Origin of the sequence: Arthrobacter terrae (assembly GCF_015708085.1) — a bacterium.
Classification (GTDB): domain Bacteria; phylum Actinomycetota; class Actinomycetes; order Actinomycetales; family Micrococcaceae; genus Arthrobacter_M; species Arthrobacter_M terrae.
Map to the genome: position 1 here is coordinate 1 of NZ_JADNYM010000030.1, position 21751 is coordinate 21751.

General features: G+C 62.1%; 18 protein-coding genes. All 18 read left to right on the forward strand.

Going from position 1 to position 21751, the window contains the following annotated elements:
- The coding region (locus tag IV500_RS18745; protein WP_196398344.1) for a hypothetical protein at positions 1-258 on the forward strand (258 nt) is incomplete at its 5' end.
- A gap of 148 nt (positions 259-406) precedes the next feature.
- Positions 407-1639: a DNA polymerase IV gene (dinB, locus tag IV500_RS18750; RefSeq protein WP_230855176.1), complete on the forward strand. Its 1233-nt coding sequence runs from the start codon at positions 407-409 to the stop codon at positions 1637-1639.
- 223 nt (positions 1640-1862) lie between these two features.
- Complete coding sequence (locus IV500_RS18755; protein WP_196398345.1) at positions 1863-2234, forward strand: SCO2097 family morphological protein; 372 nt, start codon at positions 1863-1865, stop codon at positions 2232-2234.
- A 624-nt stretch (positions 2235-2858) separates the two neighbouring features.
- On the forward strand, positions 2859-3290 hold the full coding sequence (gene mraZ, locus IV500_RS18760) for a division/cell wall cluster transcriptional repressor MraZ (RefSeq protein WP_196398346.1): 432 nt from the start codon (positions 2859-2861) through the stop codon (positions 3288-3290).
- Positions 3291-3679: 389 nt separating this feature from the next.
- Complete coding sequence (gene rsmH / locus IV500_RS18765) at positions 3680-4681, forward strand: 16S rRNA (cytosine(1402)-N(4))-methyltransferase RsmH (RefSeq protein ID WP_196398347.1); 1002 nt, start codon at positions 3680-3682, stop codon at positions 4679-4681.
- Complete coding sequence (gene ftsL, locus IV500_RS18770; protein WP_196398348.1) at positions 4678-5376, forward strand: cell division protein FtsL; 699 nt, start codon at positions 4678-4680, stop codon at positions 5374-5376. The genes rsmH and ftsL overlap by 4 nt, the downstream gene beginning before the upstream one ends.
- 78 nt (positions 5377-5454) lie before the next feature.
- A complete protein-coding gene (locus IV500_RS18775; RefSeq protein ID WP_376770228.1) occupies positions 5455-7281 on the forward strand; it encodes a peptidoglycan D,D-transpeptidase FtsI family protein in 1827 nt (608 codons plus the stop codon).
- Positions 7282-7299: 18 nt separating this feature from the next.
- Positions 7300-9033 carry a UDP-N-acetylmuramoyl-L-alanyl-D-glutamate--2,6-diaminopimelate ligase gene (locus tag IV500_RS18780; RefSeq protein ID WP_196398349.1) on the forward strand — a complete coding sequence of 578 codons (1734 nt, stop codon included), beginning with the start codon at positions 7300-7302 and terminating at the stop codon, positions 9031-9033.
- Between the two features lie 6 nt (positions 9034-9039).
- Positions 9040-10569 (forward strand): UDP-N-acetylmuramoyl-tripeptide--D-alanyl-D-alanine ligase, encoded by a 1530-nt coding sequence (locus tag IV500_RS18785; RefSeq protein WP_196398350.1) that lies wholly within the window; start codon positions 9040-9042, stop codon positions 10567-10569.
- A complete protein-coding gene (gene mraY / locus IV500_RS18790) occupies positions 10566-11678 on the forward strand; it encodes a phospho-N-acetylmuramoyl-pentapeptide-transferase (protein ID WP_196398351.1) in 1113 nt (370 codons plus the stop codon). The genes IV500_RS18785 and mraY overlap by 4 nt, the downstream gene beginning before the upstream one ends.
- The gene (murD, locus tag IV500_RS18795) at positions 11675-13255 is read left to right on the forward strand and encodes a UDP-N-acetylmuramoyl-L-alanine--D-glutamate ligase (protein ID WP_312875987.1); all 1581 of its coding nucleotides are present in this window, start codon (positions 11675-11677) and stop codon (positions 13253-13255) included. Before mraY ends, murD begins: the two co-directional genes overlap by 4 nt.
- A complete protein-coding gene (gene ftsW, locus IV500_RS18800; RefSeq protein ID WP_196398353.1) occupies positions 13255-14565 on the forward strand; it encodes a putative lipid II flippase FtsW in 1311 nt (436 codons plus the stop codon). The genes murD and ftsW overlap by 1 nt, the downstream gene beginning before the upstream one ends.
- Positions 14558-15727 (forward strand): undecaprenyldiphospho-muramoylpentapeptide beta-N-acetylglucosaminyltransferase, encoded by a 1170-nt coding sequence (murG, locus tag IV500_RS18805; RefSeq protein WP_196398354.1) that lies wholly within the window; start codon positions 14558-14560, stop codon positions 15725-15727. Before ftsW ends, murG begins: the two co-directional genes overlap by 8 nt.
- A 140-nt stretch (positions 15728-15867) precedes the next feature.
- Positions 15868-17313, forward strand: coding sequence for a UDP-N-acetylmuramate--L-alanine ligase (murC, locus tag IV500_RS18810; protein ID WP_230855180.1), 1446 nt, complete (start codon positions 15868-15870; stop codon positions 17311-17313).
- Positions 17285-18595, forward strand: coding sequence for a cell division protein FtsQ/DivIB (locus tag IV500_RS18815; RefSeq protein WP_196398356.1), 1311 nt, complete (start codon positions 17285-17287; stop codon positions 18593-18595). Before murC ends, IV500_RS18815 begins: the two co-directional genes overlap by 29 nt.
- Positions 18596-18888: 293 nt before the next feature.
- Positions 18889-20079 carry a cell division protein FtsZ gene (gene ftsZ, locus IV500_RS18820; RefSeq protein ID WP_196398357.1) on the forward strand — a complete coding sequence of 397 codons (1191 nt, stop codon included), beginning with the start codon at positions 18889-18891 and terminating at the stop codon, positions 20077-20079.
- A gap of 21 nt (positions 20080-20100) precedes the next feature.
- Positions 20101-20895: a purine nucleoside phosphorylase YfiH/LACC1 family protein gene (locus tag IV500_RS18825; protein WP_196398358.1), complete on the forward strand. Its 795-nt coding sequence runs from the start codon at positions 20101-20103 to the stop codon at positions 20893-20895.
- Entirely contained in the window at positions 20888-21715 is an 828-nt protein-coding gene (locus tag IV500_RS18830; protein WP_196398359.1) for a YggS family pyridoxal phosphate-dependent enzyme, read from the forward strand. The genes IV500_RS18825 and IV500_RS18830 overlap by 8 nt, the downstream gene beginning before the upstream one ends.
- Positions 21716-21751 lie beyond the last annotated feature (36 nt).

A 21751-nucleotide genomic window follows, 5' to 3' on the forward strand; every position in this document is an offset into this window, starting at 1 on the left:
TCCCTGGTCCACGCCGGGATCCTGGAAGTCACCATGGACGACGGGATCCCCTACCTGAGATACGGACCCAACGCCCGCCAACACCCGGGCCCACGCTTCTACCACCACACCACCACCGGCCTAAACATCGGAGCTGGCACCGCCTTGGGCGAAGAGACGACAGCCCGCTACGCCGGGAACCCCTGGATCCGCAACACCTACCACGACAACCTCAAAGACGCCCAAAACTTCGCCCGCACCATCATCACCGGCACCTAAATTCAAGAAGACGCTCGGAGCGGATACCGTCATGCTGGGTAGCTGAATAAGCGGTTGAAACGCAGGGAGACGGGCCATGGGCAGTGAAAGACCGGCGAATTGCCGGGGCTGGAAGGGAATGTCAGATCCTGAATCTAAGATGGCTGATATGGAGGCAGATCATAGCGACAGCGGTGACGGGCACCGCACGAGCCATATTATGCACGTGGATATGGACGCCTTTTATGTTTCCGTGGAGTTGCGGGATGCTCCCGAGCTGATCGGAAAGCCTGTGATTGTGGGGAACCCGGAAGGCCGCTCGGTGGTTCTCTCGGCATCTTATGAGGCCCGCGCCGTTGGAGTGCGTTCTGCTATGCCGATGTCCGCTGCCATTCGGATGTGTCCCGCTGCTTCTATTATTGAGCCCCGGCACTGGCTTTATCGTGAAGTTTCTGGACATATTATGGAGATCTTTGACTCCATTACGGATTTAGTGGAGCCGTTGAGCGTCGACGAGGCGTTTTTGGACGTTGCCGGAGCGATGCGCCGTCTTGGACCACCGTTGGAGATCGGCCAGTTGATCCGCCGCCGAGTCAGTTCCGAACTTGGAATTACGGCATCTGTGGGTATCGCGTCGACCAAATTTGTTGCCAAGATCGCCTCCACGCGGTGCAAACCGGACGGAATGCTTTTGATCCCGGCAGCGGAAACCGTTCGCTATCTTCATACTCTACCGGTGCAGGCGCTGTGGGGCGTAGGGGCGAAGACCGTCCAGGTTCTGGCTAGGCTGGGAATTCATTCCGTGGCCGATGTAGCAGGAACGCCCCTTCCGGTATTGCGCCGGGCTCTCGGAGCAATGGGGGAGCAGGTCTATCGTCTCTCCCACGGCGTTGATCCGAGGCGGGTGACACCTGTAAGGGTGGAAAAGAGCATTGGTGCGGAGCAGACCTTTGCGACAGATACGCCAGATGCCGGAATACTGCGACGTGAACTGCTGGCGCTGGCGCACAGGACTGGGGCAAGGCTTAGGGAATCCGGAATGGTTGCACGGACGGTTTCCTTGAAACTGAGGTATTCGGACTTTTCTACGGTCAGTAGGTCTCACACCGTTGCAACGCCGGTTGACAGCGCCCAACTTCTCTACGCCACCGCCGTACAGCTTTTGGAGTCGCTGGGACCTCGACCCATGAGCGTTCGTTTGGTGGGTTTGCGGGCCGAACAATTGGAAGAAGCCGGTCAATCGTTTCTGCAGCTGAGCTTGGATCGTCGTGATAACAATTGGCGTACCGCTGAGGCGGCTTTGGACGCCGTTACCGCGAAGTTTGGGTCGCGGAAAATTATGCCCGCAAGGTTGCTCGATGGTGGGCCAGGGCGGTCCGTACGGGACGCCGGGAAGTCCTGATTCACGTCGGCGTCGGCTCGCGGGGGACCGCTTATACGAGTCGTCTGGGTAAGGGTTTCAGTTCTGTGAAATCCGGCCTATTCTTAAGGCAAGGAGTTATCTGAAGGCGTCCTCGCAGGCGGTAGTATCCCCAGCCACGGGAGTTGGCAATGTGGGAACTAAGTAGCCTATGCGGCTCGTTAACAGAGTAGACGCCCACGGCAAGGACCTGAAGGAGGTCGAGATGCCCCTTTCGGAGCACGAGCAACGGCTACTGGATCAGCTCGAACAGCAGTTGCATGCGGAGGATCCCAAGTTTGCACACACTTTGGGATCTGATCCGGCAAATTCGTTCTCAACCCGCCACGTGGTGATAGGCGTGCTGATAGCTATTGTCGGGATAATTGTCCTGTTGGCAGGGGTCGCTTGGCAGCTGATCCCATTGGGTGTTGGCGGATTCCTGATTATGGGTGCCGGCGTCTACGTTGCCACGCTGCGCAAAGGATCTCCTCGGTCCGGCGCTGGGGACTCCACGACTGGGCAGAGTAAACGGCCGAAGAGTTCGTTTATGAGCAGCCTTGAGGAGCGCTGGGATGAGCGCCGGCACGGTCAGTAAGGCCGAAGCCTGAATTTGTGTAACCTTTGAACAGCCGGTTTTGACCAATTTTTCGTCAGCATAAAGCCGGCGGCACAAAACCGGTTCAATCAGCGTGTGACAACGTCCGTGCCTTCACGCGAAAGCCGCTTCAGGCTGAACCTGCGCGTCCATGATTCACGAACCCTTCTGGCCCAGGTGTACTTGGATGTCCTATGCGAACGAGTCAATGACCTAGAGGTGTTCGACACCACATCTGTGCGGCTAATTCCGACTGCGTCGTCCCGAGCGCCATGGATCGTGCGCTCGTCACTGGCTGCGTAGTCCTGAGCCCTCTGCGCCGGTCCATTTTAGTCACCCGCTGAAGACACTGACCAAGCGCCGCGAAAGGCCGCATGATCGGTGAGGAGGTCCGCCATTGCGGACCTCTTTTCGCTTTTAAGGCGATCTTAGGTCTGTGGTCGCAATTCTTCCTCCACCTGCACCCACGCACGGGTTCCGTGCAGTTCCGCGGACATTACCGGCAACACGCGCGTTACGGCACGGTTTTGGCGTTGACCGTGGAGGATTGTGGAGTAAAGTGGAGCCGGTAAGAGGGTAGTGGGAATGGGGTGCTGCAGATCCCCGCAACAGCTAGGCGGTGGAATGTTTCTCGGAACACACTCACCGCGCCTTGATGAGAAAGGCAGGATCATCTTGCCAGCCAAATTCCGGGAGGAATTGGCGGAGGGGCTGGTCCTGACAAGGGGGCAGGAGCGGTGCATATACGTCTTCAGCCAGAGCGAATTTGAAAACGTTCATGAAAAAATGCGCCAGTCTCCACTTTCCTCCCGCCAGGCTCGGGATTACAGCAGAGTCTTTCTGTCGGGAGCTTCGGATGAGGTACCGGACAAGCAGGGACGGGTGACTATTCCTGCGGTTCTTCGGACGTACGCCGGGCTGGGACGGGAGCTGACAGTAATTGGAGCGGGCAGCCGGGCAGAAATTTGGGACGCGAAGGCGTGGGAGGACTACCTGCAGGAGAAGGAGAATGCGTTCTCTGAAACGGATGAGAAAACGCTCCCCGGCATCGATTGAGCAGCTACTACGAGCAAGAGTGCAAACAGTGCCAAAAGACAGGAACAAGAAGGGGGCTCACGCTACGGCCGATTCCCGACTGACGTAGTTGTTTGAAACAGTGGTTTTGAAGCAGGCATTTCCTAAAACAGCGGGTTCTTGAATGAGATCTCCAGCCGCCCGGCATTGACTACCTGGCTCACCTTCCCCGGTGCCAGGCAGCATATGCATCCGGCGCGGATGGGGATCTGGTTTAAGAAACCAACGGAACGCGGATTGCCGAGCGTGCAGACCGCAAAACCCGATGATTAGCGCAACGACAAACACGAGTAACAAGCACCAGTAACAAACACCTAATGCAGGACCGGTACTTTGACCGACAACATGAAACGGAGAGGAAGGATGCGTCGATGACGTTTGACGATAACGCCACGCCGCCGACTTCCACCCGCCATGTGCCTGTACTAAGGGACCGTTGCATTAACCTATTAGCACCCGCTTTTGACCGTGCTGTTGCTGCAGGAACGACGCCGGTAGTAGTCGATGCAACTCTGGGGATGGGCGGCCACAGCGAGGCCATGCTGTTGCGCTTCCCTACCCTGCATTTGATCGGCATTGACAGGGACACTCAAGCCCTCGCGCTAGCCGGTGACAGGCTGGCGGCATTTGCGGCTCGGATGGATTTGGTCCACGCGGTCTATGACGAAATAGTCGACGTGCTCGCGGATCTGGGTACCCATGAAGTCCACGGAGTCCTGATGGATCTGGGTGTGTCTTCCCTCCAGCTTGATGAACGAGAGCGCGGCTTCGCTTACTCGTATGACGCGCCGTTGGACATGCGCATGGACACCAGCCGGGGCCAGACGGCGGCGGACATTGTGAACAGATATAGCGAGCAGGACCTGCTGCGTATCATCCGCAAATGGGGTGAAGAAAAGTTCGCTGGCCGGATTGCCAACCGGATCGTGGCGGCCCGGGAGGTGAAGCCATTCTCGACAACCGGCGAGTTGGTGGAGCAGATTCGCCAGGTGGTGCCTGCAGCCGCCTCCCGAACAGGAGGGCATCCGGCAAAACGAACGTTTCAAGCACTGCGCATCGAGGTCAATGAGGAACTCGAGGTGCTGGAAGCGGCAGTTCCAGCGGCAGTTGGGTCGCTGGCCCTGCACGGGCGCTGCGTGGTCATGTCCTACCATTCGCTGGAAGACAAGATCGTCAAATCCGTCTTTGCAGCCGGTTCCAAATCCTCCGCTCCGCTGGGGTTTCCGGTTGAACTAGAGGAGCACAAGCCCGACTTGAAGCTATTAACCAGGGGGACCGAGGTCCCCACCGAGGCTGAAATAGCCGAAAACCCGCGGGCCGCATCGGCACGATTGCGGGCAGTAGAACGAGTTCGAACCAGGAGAGCAGTATGAGCGCAGCGGCCCGGGATGACTTCGAACCTACCTCGGGAAATACTGCCCGGACACTTTCCGGTTTTATGCCTTCTGCTTCTGCTTTGGCTCCAGGGCCGGCGCGGGAGCGCCGCTCCCGGTCCCCGCTTTCACTGGTGGTTAGCCAGCCGCGCAAGCGTCGCACCCCTTTTGTGGTGTTCTGCTTCCTTACCCTCGTTGCTGCGCTGGCCACGGTTCTGGTACTGAATATCTCTGTCTCGAGTGGCCAGTACCAACTCGTGGAACTGCGCGCGACTCAGGTCGATCTGGTAAAAACGAACCAGGACCTGACTCAGCAGGTGCAGGATGCACAGGCTCCGCAGAACTTGGTCGCCAAGGCCACTGAATTGGGCATGGTCAGTTCCACCTCGATGGGTCAAATAGATGTGGAAACTAAGTCCGTCAGTGGTACGCCGAAGGCCGCCGTCGCAGGAGATAAGCCCTTGGTGGCAATCGCACCGCCGGCGGTGAGCGGGCAGCCGGAGGACTCCGAGGTGGCTCCCGATGCGAAAGTGGCGGATGTGCCGACGATTCCGGTAACGGCGGGCGGGTCTTCCAAGGCAGGAGCGACGACGGCGCCCGCTGAGGTTCCCGCCGCCCCGTCGCAGGTAGCCGCGCCCCCGGCAGCCGATCTCAATGGCGGCACGATCCCTGCGCCCAAGCAAAAGATCGGTTAACGGTAAACTCTCTGGGGCAATCGGATAGCACGGCGGGGCGGCCGCGGCGCTGTAAGGGCAAGGCAAAAGGAACAGCACGTGGCAGAAAAAACCGGCAAGGACCGCATGACTACGAAAACTGCCGGCCAGAGCCGGCTTCGCCTCCGGGTGGGCCTGGGATTTGTTCTGGCGTTGTTGCTGATCATTTCCGGAAAATTGTTCATGATTCAGGGTCTGGACGCGGGCTCCATGGCCGAGGCGGCTGTCATGCAACGCACGGTGGTTACGAAGCTGCCGGCCACGCGGGGCGAGATCCTGGATGCCAATGGCAAGGTCATGGCGCAAAGTATCATCAGATACAACATCACGGCGTCCCCGAAGAACAACACCACGGCGGGTGAACTTAAGACCGGTGAATTCAAGCGCCTGAATCCGGCGACCGGAAAAGTCGAGAATGTCAGTCGGGATCAGGGTCTGCAGGAGTTGGCGGACGTTCTCGGTTTGAAGGTTGACGACGTCCGCAGGCAGGCCACCGGCACGGGGAACTTTGCCTACATCACTAAAGACGTAACGCCGGGGGTGGAAGCCGAGGTCATGGCCTTGGGCCTGCCGGGCATTTATTCGGAGCCGACCAGCCAGCGGACCTATCCGCTCGGCGCTGTCGGCGGGAGTATCGTCGGCTTCATTGGACCGGATTCTGCCGGAGCACCCACCGGTGGTGGCTCCGGCATTGAACAGACGCTGAACGCCAAGCTGCAGGGTACCGACGGCAGCCGTACCTACCAACGCGGAGCAAACGGGATTGTGATCCCCACTGCGCCGGAGGAAAACAAGGCTGCGGTGGACGGCGAAACCGTCAAGCTGACGATTAACAGTGATCTCCAGTACTACGCACAGCAGGCGATCTCCAACCAGGTCAAGAAGCTGGGCGCGCAGTGGGGCAATATCGTGGTGGTGCAGGCTAAAACAGGCAAGATCGTAGCGATGGCCGAGGACTCCACCGTTGACCCGAACCGACCCGGGGAAACCGCGGCGGCTAACCGCGGCGCACGTTCGGTGACCGCAGCGATTGAGCCGGGCTCGACGGAGAAGACCGTCACGGCAGCGGCCGCGATCCAGGAGGGCAAGGTCTCGCCGCTGTCCCATGTGCTGGTGCCGCCGACGTACACCGTCAACGGTCAGACGTTCTCCGACGCGTTCACGCACGGGACGGAGCAGCGGACCTTTGCCGGCATTATTGGGGATTCGATGAATACCGGCACGGTCATGGTCGGCGAGCGGTTAAGTAAGCAGCAGCGCTACGATTACCTGCATAATTTTGGCGTTGGGCAGTCGACCGGCATCCCGCTTCCCGGGGAAAACAAAGGGATTCTGGCGGCTCCGGAAAAGTGGGACGGGCGGCAGGAGTTCACCGTTCTCTTTGGCCAGGGAGTTTCGCAGACACCCCTGCAGACAGCGATGATTTACCAGACAATAGCCAACAATGGCGTTCGGCTGCAGCCCCAGCTCATCGATTCCTACATCGATCCGGACGGTACGGAACACAAGGTAGCGCAGGCTCCGGGCACCGAGGTGGTCAGCCCGCAGACCGCCGGGGACGTCAAAGACCTGTTGGAGAGCGTGGTGACTGCCGCGGATGCGAAGGACATCTCTGTGCCCGGCTACCGGGTTGGTGGTAAGACGGGCACCGCTGAGGCAGTCAAGGACGACGGATCCGGATTCCAGGGCTACACCGCTTCGTTCGTCGGCATGGCGCCGATGGAAGACCCGCAGTACGTTGTGCTGGTCACGGTTCAACGTCCGCAAGGTGATATTTACGGCATCTCCCAGGCCCCCGTGTTTAACTCCGTGATGAGCCAGGTCCTGCACACCAACAATGTGCCGCCGTCCACCACACCCTCTGTGGCACTGCCGCAGAGGTACTAGGTTTTTGGAGCCATCTGCATGAGTACCACTGAACCACCGTCCTCCGGCAGACAGCCGTCCGGCGCGGAGCCCTCGCTGCGTCCGGCCCGGGTCACCCCCGTTCCTCTGTCCGCGCTTGCGGAGCTCATTGGGGCTCCTGCGCAGGACTTTGGGACTGTCCTGCTGACCGGCGTCAGCCTTGACTCCCGCGCCGTCGAGCCTGCTGATCTGTATTTGGCGCTGCCCGGGGCAAGCACGCACGGTGCGCAATATGCCGGCCAGGCGGTGGCGGCGGGAGCCGTGGCGATTGTGACGGACGACGACGGCGCACGCCTTTTGCACGATCTGCCGGAGCTTGCCGGTGTTCCGGTTCTGGTGGTTCCTTCCCCGCGTGGCGTGGTCGGGACGGCAGCGGCCTTCGTCTACGGCACCGGCCACGCCGGGTTGGACGGTCCTCCTTCGGAGGGTCCTTCCGCGGCCGCCATGGAGCTGTATGCGGTGACCGGAACGAACGGTAAAACCACTACAACGTATTTCATCAATTCGCTGCTCCGGGCCTTGGACTTCACACCCGGACTTATTGGAACCATTGAAATCCTTGCCGGGGCGGGGGCTGTCCCCAGTCGGCTGACAACGCCGGAATCGACCGATGTTCATGCCCTGCTGGCATTGATGCGTGAGCGGGGGCTAGACGCTGCGTCCATGGAAGTGTCTTCGCATGCTTTGTCATTCCACCGTGTGGACGGCGTGCAATTCGACATCGCCGGTTTCACCAACCTGACACAGGACCATCTGGATCTGCACGGGACCATGGAGGAATATTTCGCAACGAAGGCCAAGCTGTTCGGTCCGCACCGAGCGCGCCGGGCCGTCATCACCGTGGACGACAGCTGGGGACAACGGCTTGCCCGGGAGGCAGCCATACCTGTCACTACGCTGCGCACGGTTGAAGTCAGCACGGCTGAAGTCGGGCAATCCCGCGAAGCCGTTGAGCAGTCCAATGGGCCTGAGCAGTCCGATTGGCAGGTCAGACAGGTGGAGAAACGGGGGCTGGGCAGCTCCTTCATACTGGCCGCCGCCGATGGCCGCACGTTGAGAGTCTCGACGGGGCTGCCGGGAAGCTTCAACATCGCAAACGCGGCGTTAGCGGTTGTAATGGTGCTGCAGCTGCAGGAAGCACGCGGTGAGTCGGCCGTTTTGAAGCGCGTCCAAGCCGCGTTGGACAGCCATGACCCGTTCACGCTCGCTGTGCCGGGACGGATGCAGCTGGTGGGGAAGTCGCCAACGGCGATTGTTGATTTTGCCCACAATCCTGATGCCCTCGAGCGCGCACTCGTGGCAGTGCGGTCGTCGGAGCCCGAGTCAAAGGTGATTGTCGTTTTTGGCGCGACGGGGCAGCGGGATGCAGGTAAGCGACCCAAAATGGGAGCTGTGGTGGCGCGGCTGGCAGATGTGGTGATAATCACCGACGACGACCCGCATGACGAGGACGCAGCGTCGATCCGCGCGGACGTGCTGCAGGGTGCGCGCAATGCCAACGACGAACAGGCCTTTGGACATGAGATCCTGGAGATTTTTCCGCGTGCCGACGCCATAGTCCGTGCGGTCGAACTGGCCGGGCCTCAGGACGTTATCCTGGTGGCCGGGCGGGGCCACGAAGTGTGGCAGGAAGTTAAAGGGGTCAATCATTCTTTGGATGACAGGGCCGAACTTCGCGCTGCCCTTCGCCGCTGCGGATTCACTCCGGAGCCTGTTCCCGGGATAGAGTCCTAAACCGAGATGATTGAACTGACAGCGGCACAGCTCGCCGCGCTAACCCACGGCCACTTGACATTAACAGCAGAACCCGGCCTCGTCGTCGGACTCGGCTCTATCATCACGGATTCCCGGGACGCATTTCCTGGCTGCGTCTACGTCGCCAAGCCGGGGGAGTCAGCGGATGGCCACGACTTCATTAGCGATGCCGTCGCTGCCGGCGCCATCCTAGTGCTGGCCGAACGGGAGGTCTCCGATCCGATGGGCAGGGCCTATCCCGCGGTGGTCGTAGCCGATGCCGTTCTGGCTCTGGGCGCCGTGGCTGCTGAAGCTGTGAAGATGATTCGCGCAGCGGGGGAGCTGACTGTCATTGGTATTACCGGGTCAGCCGGGAAGACCACCACCAAGGACCTGCTGGCGAATATACTCTCCCGGCTCGGCCCTACCGTGGCACCGCAGGGTTCCTACAACGGCGAGGTCGGCGTCCCGCTAACGGTCTTTGGTGCCGATATTTCCACCCGGTATTTGATAATCGAGATGGGGGCCACCGGCATCGGTCACATTGAATACCTGGCGTCCTTGGTCAAGCCGGATATCGGAGTGGTCCTCGGCGTTGGAACGGCCCATGTCGGCGGGTTCGGCTCTATTGAGAACACCGCGCAGGCCAAGGGCGAGTTAGTGGAGGCCCTGTCGGCCGGCGGAACGGCTGTGCTGAATGCCGATGACGCCCGCGTTCGGGCTATGGCCTCGCGCACAGCGGCCCGGATTGTCTATTTCGGCACCGGAGATCGACCCCCGGGCCAGAATCAAGGCCTGGTGCGGGGTGTGGATGTCACGACCAACAACGAGGGGCAACCCGAATTCACGCTGCAGTTCCCCGCTGAATTCAGCCGGACCGTCGAAACCAAGGCAAATGCCGTGGATGCGGACGGCACCTCCTGGCCCATTACCAGCGGTCTATTGGGCCTGCATCATGTTTCCAACCTCCTGGCGGCGGCTGCAGCCGCCCGCGCCGCCGGCGCCCCGCCGGCCGTGATTGCCCAGTCGCTGCGCGGGCAAAAAGCACTCAGCCGCTGGCGGATGGAACGAACAGTACGCCGCGATGGTGTGACCATCATCAATGATGCCTACAACGCGAATCCCGACTCCATGCGGGCAGCATTGCGCACCCTTGCGGAACTGGGACGGGGCAGCGATGGAACCGAACACAGAACTTGGGCCGTCCTCGGACCGATGCTGGAGCTCGGGCCGGACTCAATCCACGAACACGATGCCATTGGCCGGGTTGCCGTCCGGCTGAACATTTCCCGGTTGGTTGTGGTCGGCCAGCAGGCCCGCGCCATGCACGTGGCAGCTGTGATGGAGGGTTCCTGGGGTGATGAATCCGTCTTTGTCGCGGACGCAGATGCGGCCTATGATCTGCTGTGCGCCGAGCTCCGACCGGGGGACGTAGTTCTCGTCAAATCCTCCAACGGCGCCGGACTGAGGTTTTTGGGCGATCGGATAGCATTACCAACTGACGGCACCGATGAAGGAAGGACACAGATCCAATGATCGGATTGCTCATGGGCGCCGGGTTGGGCCTGTCCTTTGCCATGATCGGCACGCCGCTGTTCATCAAGCTGTTGGTGAATAAGGGGTATGGCCAGTTCATTCGCGACGATGGCCCTACCTCGCATCACACCAAGCGCGGCACTCCCACAATGGGCGGCGCCGTCGTAGTCGGGGCAGTAGTTTTCGCCTACCTAATCACACACCTGGTGCTCTGGCTGCTCGATCCACGCTCCCCGGGGCCGAGCGTTTCGGCCTGGCTCATGCTTTTTCTGATGGTCGGCATGGGGCTGGTGGGCTTTCTGGACGACTTCATTAAAATCTCCAAACAGCGCAGCCTGGGCCTGAATGCGAAGGCCAAACTCGTCCTGCAGGCCGCCGTGGGGATAACCTTTGCCGTGCTGGCATTGAACTTCCCGAACGACCACGGACTGACGCCGGCCACCACGAAGATCTCCTTTGCACGCGACATTCCAGGTCTGGATCTGGCCTTCGCCGGCGCCGGAGTGGGGGTGATTCTGTTCATTATCTGGTCGAATCTGATTGTCACCGCCGCAACGAACGGCGTGAACCTCACGGACGGTCTTGACGGACTCGCCGCCGGGGCCGCGGTGATGGTCTTCGGCGCCTATACTTTGATGGGCATTTGGCAGAGCAATCAGGGCTGCGGCTCGCCACGGGCGGTCTCCGACACGATCTGCTACAACGTTCGCGACCCCCTGGACCTGGCGCTGCTGTCCGTGATTATTTTTGGAGCCCTGATCGGTTTCCTGTGGTGGAATACCTCGCCGGCGAAAATTTTCATGGGGGACACTGGCTCTCTGGCCATTGGCGGCGCGATTGCCGGGTTCGCGATCCTGTCCCGAACGGAGATCCTGCTGGCCATCATCGGTGGTCTGTTCGTGCTGATCACGCTGTCCGTCATCATTCAGGTGGGCTACTTCAAACTCAGCGGCGGGAAACGCGTGTTCAAAATGGCCCCCCTGCAGCATCATTTCGAGTTGAAGGGCTGGGCGGAGGTCACCGTGGTGGTGCGGTTCTGGATCCTATGCGGGCTCATGGTTGCCGTCGGCCTGGGTGCCTTTTATGCGGAATGGATCGTTCAACTGTGACGGATAAACAAACGGCCGCCCCGACCGGGCAGGGGAATGCGGCTCAGCGGCTTGCCACGCTGACCAGTTGGGATGCGGACTGGACCGGCCTGCGGGTAGTGGTCACCGGCATTACGAAAACCGGTTTCTCCGCAGCGGATACGCTGGTTGAACTGGGTGCCCGGGTGGTGGTGGTTGCTGCGTCGGACGACGACGACGCCCGCCGCAGTGCCGATACGTTACGGATCGTGGGGGTCGTCGATGTGCTCCTGGGTGCAGAATTGTCCACCCAGCTGCCGCTGGTGGACGGGAAACCTGCTGATCTTGTGGTCACGTCGCCGGGCATGCGCCCGGCCCATCCACTGCTGACCGCGGCCTTTGACGCCGGGATACCGGTTTGGGGGGACATTGAGCTGGCGTGGCGGGTGCGTACCCGGGCGGGTCGAAAAACTGCTGACTGGATTACGATCACCGGCACGAACGGCAAAACCACCACCACCAGCATGGTCGAGTTGATGCTGCAGGCCGGCGGGCTGCGCGCAATCGCCGTGGGAAATATTGGTACGCCGATCCTGGACGCGGTCCGGGAACCGGAGGGCTATGACGTCCTGGCGGTGGAGCTCTCCAGCTTCCAGCTGCATTGGCTGCAATCCGTCTCACCGGCGGCCAGCGTTTGCCTGAACCTGGCCGAGGACCACGTGGATTGGCATGGTTCCTTCGCCGCGTATGCCCGCGACAAGGCAAAGATCTACGCCAACACCAGAATCGCCTGCGTCTACAACGCCGAGGAACCGCAAACGGAGCGCATGGTCGAGGATGCCGACGTCGTTGCCGGTTGCCGCGCCATCGGGTTCACCACCGGCACACCCGCCATCAGCATGGTCGGCGTCGTCGACGGCTTGCTGGTGGACCGGGCCTTTATCGCCGAACGCAAAGATTCCGCCGTCGAACTTGCCAAGGTCTCCGATATCGCTGACTTGGTGCCGAAGCATTTGGCGGCAAACGCACTGGCCGCTGCGGCCCTGGTCAGGGCCTATGGGCTTGCACCATCGGCGGTGCGGGACGGGTTGCGCAGTTATCACAGCGGTGAACACCGGATTCAGCCGGTGGCCACTATCAACGGCGTGCTCTGGGTCAACGATTCCAAGGCGACGAACGCACACGCGGCGGCCGCATCGTTGGCGGCCTTCGACCCGGTGGTGTGGATTGCCGGCGGCCTGTCGAAGGGGGTTGATTACGACGAGTTGGTCCGCACGCACGGCGGCCGGCTCAAGGCCGTCATTCTGATCGGCGCCGACAGTGCCGCACTGCGCGGCTCATTGCAGCGACACGCACCCGATGTGCCCGTGATAGAGCCCGGCACCAGTCAGACTGAAATGGTACATAAAGCCGGAGGCGGTCACACCGAAGGTGCCGCCGTGATGACGTGGGCGGTGGCAGCGGCCGCCGAAATAGCCCTGGGGGGCGACACCGTGCTGATGGCTCCGGCATCCGCATCGATGGATCAGTTTTCTTCCTACGCTCACCGGGGCGACGCTTTTATCAGCGCCGTCCACGGGATCATGGAGGGGCAGGCGAAGGCCGGCAAGGAGTTCTAATGGTCAGCACGCCTACTCGGCCAACCCGCGATTCAGCGGTTCGGCGGTTTTTCCGAGAGTTCTGGCCCCGGGTGGAGGGCAGCAACCGTCCCAGCAATGGCTCCAGCTACTACCTCATTTTGGGCTCTACGATCGCGTTGACGTGCATCGGTTTGATGATGGTCCTGTCCTCCTCAGCAGTGGAATCAATTTCCCAGGGCGTGGATCCGTATCAGCTCTTCCTGCGGCAGAGCACCTTCGGCGTCATCGGGGTGGTGCTGATGTTCCTCCTGTCCCGGCTTAGGATTTCAACGCTGAAAAAGCTGGCGTGGCCGGCGCTTATCATCGGGATATTGCTGCTGCTGCTTGTCTTCACTCCGCTGGGATTCGCCGTCGGTGGTAACCGGAACTGGATTTCCATCGGTGGTATTACGGCCCAGCCGTCCGAGGCCGCCAAGCTCGCTCTCGCACTCTGGATGGGCGCCGTCCTCGCCCGTAAACATGCCCTGCTGGGACAGTTCAAGCACGCTTTTATTCCTGTCGTCCCGCTGGGCGGACTGGTGATTTTGCTGGTGCTGCTGGGGCACGACCTGGGCACCTCGGTGATCATTATGGCGATCATGGGTGCTGGCCTGTTTTTCGCCGGGGTCGGGGCCAGGCTTTTTATTCCGGTCGGGATCGTCGGAGGACTCGCGGCCCTGGTCCTGGCGCTGAGCAGTGGAAACAGAATGTCACGCATTTCCGGCTGGCAGGGCAACTGCAATGACGGGAACGATCTCTGTCTGCAGGCTCAAAACGGTATTTACGCGCTGGCATCCGGTGGCTGGTGGGGTGTCGGGCTCGGCCAGGGCCGACAGAAGTGGAACTGGATCCCGGAAGCGCACAACGACTTTATTTTCGCCATCATCGGTGAGGAGTTTGGCCTGTTGGGCACCTTGGTGATCGTGCTGCTGTACGGAATTATCGCCTTGGCCATCTTCCGCGTCATTGTCCGCCACACAGATCCATTTATTCGGATTGTCTGCGGCTGCATTCTGACCTGGATCATCGGCCAGGCATTCGTAAATATTGCCATGGTGACCGGACTGCTGCCCGTCATTGGTGTGCCGCTGCCGCTGATTTCTTCCGGGGGTACGGCGTTGACGCTGGTGCTCGCGGCCATTGGCGTGGTGCTGTCCTTTGCCCGCGCCATCCCGGTGGAACAAGCAACTCTCCGTCCGCGATCGGTTCCCTTCAAACGGATGTCTGCCCGTAGGCCGCCTGCTCTCCGGAGACGAACAATTCCCGTCAAACAAGCAGCAGCACGGAAAGAGAAACCGCACCATGGCTGACTCCGCCAACCCCACGAGCCCCGGCGCGGAAACAGCGAAGCGACTGTCGCCGAAGGGACTTTCGGCCGATGCCTTTTCTGTGGTGCTCGCCGGAGGTGGATCGGCCGGCCATGTCAGTCCTCTGCTCGCCATTGCCGCTGCGCTTCGGGCGGCCGATCCCGGTGTCTCGCTGCTGGCCGTCGGCACGGCTGACGGATTGGAAACCCGACTCGTCCCGGCCGCCGGAGTAGAACTCGCCGTCGTCGACCGTGTTCCGCTGCCGCGCAAGCCAACGGCGGATCTTTTTCGGCTCCCCGCAAGGATGCTGCGGGCCGTGCGCCAGAGCACCGATATCCTGGACGGCGCCAACGCATCCGTACTGGTGGGCGTCGGCGGCTACGTTTGCACGCCGATGTATCTGGCGGCCCGGCGGCGCGGAATTCCCATCGTGATTCACGAGGCAAACAGCAAAGCGGGTCTGGCCAACAGGCTTGGTTCCCGCTTCACAAAGTTTACCGGGACGGCGTTTGCACAGACCCGAATTCGGCACGGCCGACTCGTCGGGATGCCCATGCGCCGGCAGATTTCGGCACTGGACCGCAGCAGCGCGGCACAGAAGGCGGCACGTGCGGCACTGGGCCTTGATCCGGAGCTGACAACACTGATTGTCACCGGCGGCTCGCTCGGTGCCCTGCGGATTAACCAGACGGTTGCGCAGTCTCTTCCCGTCCTGCACGCCGCCGGTCTGCAGGTCTTGCACATCACCGGACGGGGCAAGAGGATTCTGGCCGACGACGGCACGGAACTTAGTGCGCAACGTTACCGGCAGGTGGAGTACGTCGACGCCATGGAGGATGTCTATGCTGCGGCGGATCTGCTGCTTTGCCGGGCAGGCTCAGGCACGGTGTCCGAACTCGCGGCCGTCGGGTTGCCGGCCGTGGTCGTGCCGCTGCCGGTGGGTAATGGCGAACAGGCACTCAATGCGGCACCTTTGGTGGCTGCGGGCGGGGCTGTGCTGGTGCGGGACTCCGATTTCACCGTGGACTGGCTGGAGCGTGAACTCCTGCCCCTGCTGACAGACCCGCAGCGACTGGAAAGAATGGGCACGGCGGGTCGGGAATTGGGAATACGGGACGCGGACGTGAGAATGGCACAGATGGTCAGGGAAGCGGCAGGACGATGACGGCAGCCTCAGACAGCAGCAGGGCCGACAGGGCCGGCAGTACCTCATCAGCTGGGACCGCGAGTACCGGCAGTACCTCAGCAGCTGGGACCGTGGCCGCGTTGGGCCGCGTGCACTTCATCGGCATTGGGGGTGCCGGAATGTCGGCGATCGCACGGATACTGCTGGCCCGCGGCGTCGCTGTGAGCGGATCAGACGCCATGGAGTCGCGCCAGCTTACCGAGCTGGCAGCGTTGGGGGCCCGGATACACGTCGGGCATGATCCTGCCGTGGTCACGGGAGCCGATACCGTCGTGGTGTCCTCTGCCATCCGGGATTCCAACCCGGAATTAATGTCGGCCAAGGCTGCGGGGCTGCGGGTGCTGCACCGGTCGTCGGCTCTTGCCGTGGCGATGACGGGCAACACCGTTGTGGCGGTCGCCGGAACGCATGGTAAGACGACGACCACCGCGATGATTGCCGTTTTGCTGCGCGCGGTGGGACGGGACCCTTCCTTTGCCATCGGCGGTACCGTGCCGGCTCTTGGCGTCAATGCAGCGCATGGCAGCTCGGGCGTCTTCGTTGCGGAGGCGGATGAATCCGACGGTTCTTTCCTCAACTACCGGCCGCAGATTGCCGTCGTGACCAATGCGGAGCCGGATCATCTTGACCACTACGGCAACGCCGAAGCGGTTTACCGGGCCTTCGACGAATTTGCGGCACTGCTGCCCGCAGATGGCCTGCTGATTGCGTGCGCGGACGATCCCGGCGCGCTGGAGTTGGCACGCAAAGCACGGGCAGGCGGAACGCGTGTGATCTTGTATGGGCAGGGTGACGCGGCGGACCTGCGGCTGTCCAATACCATGACCAGCAGCGGCGTCGGCACTGTGACTACCGTGGTGATGCCTGCCGGCACCGTACCCGAAGGTCTCCGGCCCGGTGGCCCGCGGGAGCTGTCCTTGGTCCTGCAGGTACCCGGAGTGCACAATGCCCGCAATGCCGTGGCTGCCTTGGCCGTGGCCCTTGAACTTGGGGTTGAGCCGGAGGCAGCTGTCGCGGCCCTGGGCACCTTTTCCGGCGCATCGCGCCGGTTCGAGGCCAAGGGAGAAGCCGCCGGTGTTCGCGTTTTTGACGATTACGCACATCACCCCACGGAGGTGGCTGCGGCCTTGGCCGCAGCGCGCGCCGTCGCGGGGGAGCACCGTGTCCATGTGCTGTTTCAGCCGCATCTTTTCTCCCGCACCCGGGAGTTCGCCGCCGGGTTCAGCCAGGCACTATCACGGGCGGACACCGTCGCGGTGCTGGACATTTATCCCGCCCGCGAGGATCCCATCGACGGGGTCAGCAGCGAGCTGATCACCGCAGGTCTGGACCGGCCCGGCGGCCATATCGCAGACCCGTCAGTGGCCGTGCAGCTATTGGCAGAAGCCGCCGTGCCCGGAGACATAATCCTCACTGTCGGTGCCGGGGACGTAACCCAATACGGACCGGCAATCGTGACGGCACTGCTGGACAGGGCGACCCTGCTGGAGAGGGCTGCACAGCTGGACAGGGCTGTGCTGGGCGAAGGACAACAGGATGAGCCGGGCGGTCGACGTGGCGCCTAGACGGAAACCTCCGGTAATCCGGACCGACCCCGGTAAGCCTGGAGGCGGCTTTCGCGACCGCAAGCGGGACCGCAACGACGGCGCGGTCACAGACGGCACGGTCCATTCGGCAAAGGTCAGTTCAGCAAAGATCGATGCCGATGACGGTGACTTTGGCGGCATTGACCCCGGCTACGGCGACCCGGGCGTTATTCACGGCGGGGACGTTGATTTCGGGGGCGCTTCTCTTGGCTCGAATGTTCCTGGCTCGAATGTTCCTAGTGGGAGTATCACTGCGACTTCGGCGAAAGTCTCCGTCCTCCGGTTGCCTGCGGCATCGCAGGGGTCATCCGTCCCGGGGCCGGGGCAGCAGGTGGCTTCCTCGAGCCCTGAACATGCTGGTACCGGAGCCGAAGATCCGGTAGATGAGAAGCCAAGGCGCTCAGATCCGGCCACTGTTGATCCGTCCCCGGCAAAGCCGGGCACTGTTGATCCGTCCCCGGCAAAGCCGGGCACTGTTGATCCGTCCCCGGCAAAGCCGGGCAGTGCTGGTTCGTCCGCGAAGGTGCTGGTTTTTCCGGGCGTCCCGCGCAGGCGGCGCAGAGTCAATCTATGGATCGCCGTCGTCGTAGTTGCTGCGCTGATTGCGGTTGTTATGGCAGCCGTGATGTTTTCTCCGCTGCTGGCGCTGAAGACGATCACCGTGGAGGGCAACAAACTGGCAACGACCCAGGCTATCCAGTCAGCACTGGCGCCATTGATTGACAAGCCGCTGCCGCAGATCGATCAGAGGCAGGTGCAGAAGCTGCTGGTGCCCCTCCAGCAGGTCCGATCAGTTTCCGTGCAGGCGCGGCCGCCGTCGTCATTGCTGGTGCATATTGTGGAGCGCGAGCCGGTGGCCCTGCTCAAAACCGACCAGCAATACATTATGGTTGATCCCGACGGAGTGCAGCTCGGTACTACACCGGATCCGGCCGCTGTCGCCCTACCACTGATTGACGGCGGCACGGACGTGATCGGCAAGGAGACGTTTAAAGCCATGACCGCAGTGCTGGCTGCTTTGCCGCAGAGCGTGCTCAGTAAGCTGGAGCATGCGTCAGCGGCATCTCCGGACGCTGTTGAACTCACCCTCAATGACGGTAAGACCATCATCTGGGGCAACGCCAGTGAAAAGGAGTTGAAGGCCAAGGTGTTGGAGGCACTGCTGACTGCACCAGCGCCGAGCGCCGCGGCGGGCAGGCCTGCGCCGGCGCCCGTGCAGGTCTACGATGTCAGCACGCCCCGGCATCCGGTGACCAGATAAGCATCAATTCACGCAGCAGCCGAAGCAGATAATTTGCACCGATTAATCCGACACGCCCCGGCGGTTATTGCATGCTGGAGCTATGCCCAATAGCGTCACAACAAGAGTTACTTGACATAACTATAACCTTCAAGTTGAAGGTTAGACTCCTAAGCTTCAACCAGTAGTACAGAGTTTAATGTCCAAGTACAGACTTTAAATACAAAGCATTACAGAGCTTTAGGTACCGGCTTTGCCTTCCGCCCCGCGGGGCAAAGGATTTTCATACAGCACACGAACAAGGGACACGTAACGTGGCAGCACCCCAGAATTACCTGGCCGTCATCAAGGTCGTCGGCATCGGCGGCGGTGGCGTCAACGCAATCAACCGAATGATCGATGTCGGTCTGCGCGGCGTGGAGTTCATCGCCGTCAACACCGACGCGCAGGCACTGCTGATGTCCGATGCCGACGTCAAACTCGACATTGGCCGTGAACTGACCCGCGGGCTTGGTGCCGGTGCTAACCCCGAGGTGGGGCGCCAGGCCGCGGAGGATCACGCCGACGAACTCGAGGAGGTGCTGCGCGGAGCAGACATGGTCTTCGTGACAGCAGGCGAGGGTGGCGGCACCGGTACCGGCGGCGCGCCCGTCGTCGCCCGCATCGCGCGCTCGCTCGGCGCGCTGACCATCGGCGTCGTCACTCGCCCCTTCACTTTCGAGGGCCGGCGCCGGGCCACCAGCGCCGAAAACGGCATTGACTCCCTGCGCGACGAGGTCGATACGCTCATCGTCATTCCCAACGACCGGCTCCTGTCCATCAGCGACCGGAACGTTTCCGTCCTGGATGCCTTCCGCTCCGCGGACCAGGTTCTGCTGTCCGGTGTCCAAGGCATCACCGACTTGATCACCACTCCCGGCCTGATTAACCTCGACTTTGCAGATGTTAAGTCCGTGATGCAGGGTGCGGGGTCGGCGCTGATGGGTATTGGCTCGGCCCGCGGTGAGGACCGTGCCGTCAAAGCCGCGGAGCTCGCCATTGCGTCTCCGCTGCTGGAAGCTTCGATCGACGGCGCCCACGGCGTGCTGCTGTCCATTCAGGGCGGGTCGGATCTCGGGCTGTTCGAGATCAACGAAGCCGCACGCCTGGTGCAGGAAGTGGCGCACCCGGAAGCGAACATCATTTTCGGTGCCGTCATTGACGATGCCTTGGGAGATGAGGCGCGCGTGACGGTCATCGCCGCTGGGTTTGACAACGTGGATGTTACGTCCGCGAAGGCGGAGCCGGCGCTGCCGGCCCATGTGGCTGCTCCCGCGGTCCCGTCTGCTGCCCCGGTTGGCGTGCCTGCATCGGTTCCCTCGGCTGGGACTAACCACTGGGCTCAGCAGCCCAGCCGGCATGTCCCTGCGGATGCCGGCTTTGATGTAGACCTGCCGGCCGTCGTCGAGCCGGATCTTTCCGGTCATCGAATGGATGACCTGGATGTGCCGGACTTCCTGAAGTAGCGGAAAGGAGGCCAGGTCGCTGTGTTTTGGTGGAATCGTGAAGTCAGCCCGGGGATCCGGGTGGGGTTCACGGACACGGGAGCCGGCAACCTGGCCTTTCATGTTGGTGCAGGTGGCGCCCTCGATGAGACAGTCAGCCGGAACCGCGCGAGACTGCAGCGTGAACTTGGATCAGGGCGCGGGGCCGCACCGCTGCGGTTTATGCATCAAGTGCATGGTTGCAGCGTGGTTCAAGTGGGCGGCGGTAAACGCAGTGGTGGGCAAGTGATCCGCGGCCAACGCAGCAGTGCTGAGTCCGGCGCCATGCCGGGCGCCGGTCAGCCCGAGATTCCGACGGCGGACGCCATGGTCTCCGTCGATTCCGCGCTGGCCGTACTGGTGGCCGATTGTGTTCCCGTGGTGCTGTTGGGCGAGCGGGCCGATGGCGGGCCCGTGCTGGGGGTGGCCCACGCCGGCAGGCCTGGCGTTGCGGCGAAGGTGGTGCCGAATACCGTGGCTACCATGCGTGAATGCGGCGCGGTGCGGATCCGCGCCTGGCTGGGTCCCTCGGTCTGCGGGAACTGCTATGAGGTTCCAGCCCAACTGCGCGACGAGGTGGCAGCCGTCGAGCCGGCAGCTTTTGCCACCACAAGCTGGGGGACACCGGCCCTTGACCTCCCCGCCGGCGTAATTGCCCAGCTCGCAGCAGATGGCGTGTCGGCCGAGCGGGTAGCGGGTTGCACCATGGAGCAATCGGACCTCTTTTCGTACCGCCGGGATACGGCCCGGAAGCTCCCGCAGGGCCGATTCGCCGGAGTGATCTATGTCCATGGATGACCAGCCTGGTCCTGAGCAGTCCGGCGCCCACCAGCGGCCCAGTGAAGAGCAGCCGTCCGGTCGGGACCGTGGCTCTGAGCTGGAACGGAATCTGGAGCAGGTCCGATCCCGGATCGCCACCGCTGCCGCTGCCCGCCCGGCAGGGAAGGCCGATCCTGAGCTGATCGTGGTGACGAAGTTCCACCCGGCGGCTGATGTTCTCCTGCTCGCAGAACTTGGCGTTCGGGACGTGGGGGAGAACAGGGACCAGGAAGCGGCAGCCAAATCCGCTGAGGTTACGCAGCGGATCACCGGGGCCACATTGCGCTGGCATTTTATCGGCCAGCTGCAGTCCAATAAGGCGAAATCGGTCGCAGGCTATGCGTACTCCGTCCACTCCGTGGACAGAGCGGGGCTCGTAAAGGCACTCAGTGCAGCTGTCACTGCGGAACAACAGCGCACCGGCCGGGCTGATTTGCTGTGCTTCGTCCAGGTGAACCTGGACCCGGCGTTGACGTCGGGTCCAGACCCGGCAGGTCCGCCCCGGGCTGCGTCCCGGGGCGGGGTCGCAGCAGCGGACGTGATGAGGCTGGCAGAACTCATTGAACTGGCTCCCGGTCTTCGGCTGGCCGGGGTGATGGCCGTGGCACCGCGCGACGGTGACGCAGACGAAGCCTTTGCGCGACTGGCCAAGGTATCTGCCGCCGTCGTCCAGCGTTTTCCACAGGCGACGGCGATTTCTGCCGGCATGAGCCAGGATCTGGAACGTGCCATCGCCGCCGGCGCGACACACCTGCGTGTCGGATCGGATATCCTCGGTCCGCGACCGGCGTTGAGGTAGCGTCAATGCAGTTGGGAACAACCCCTATGACACGCA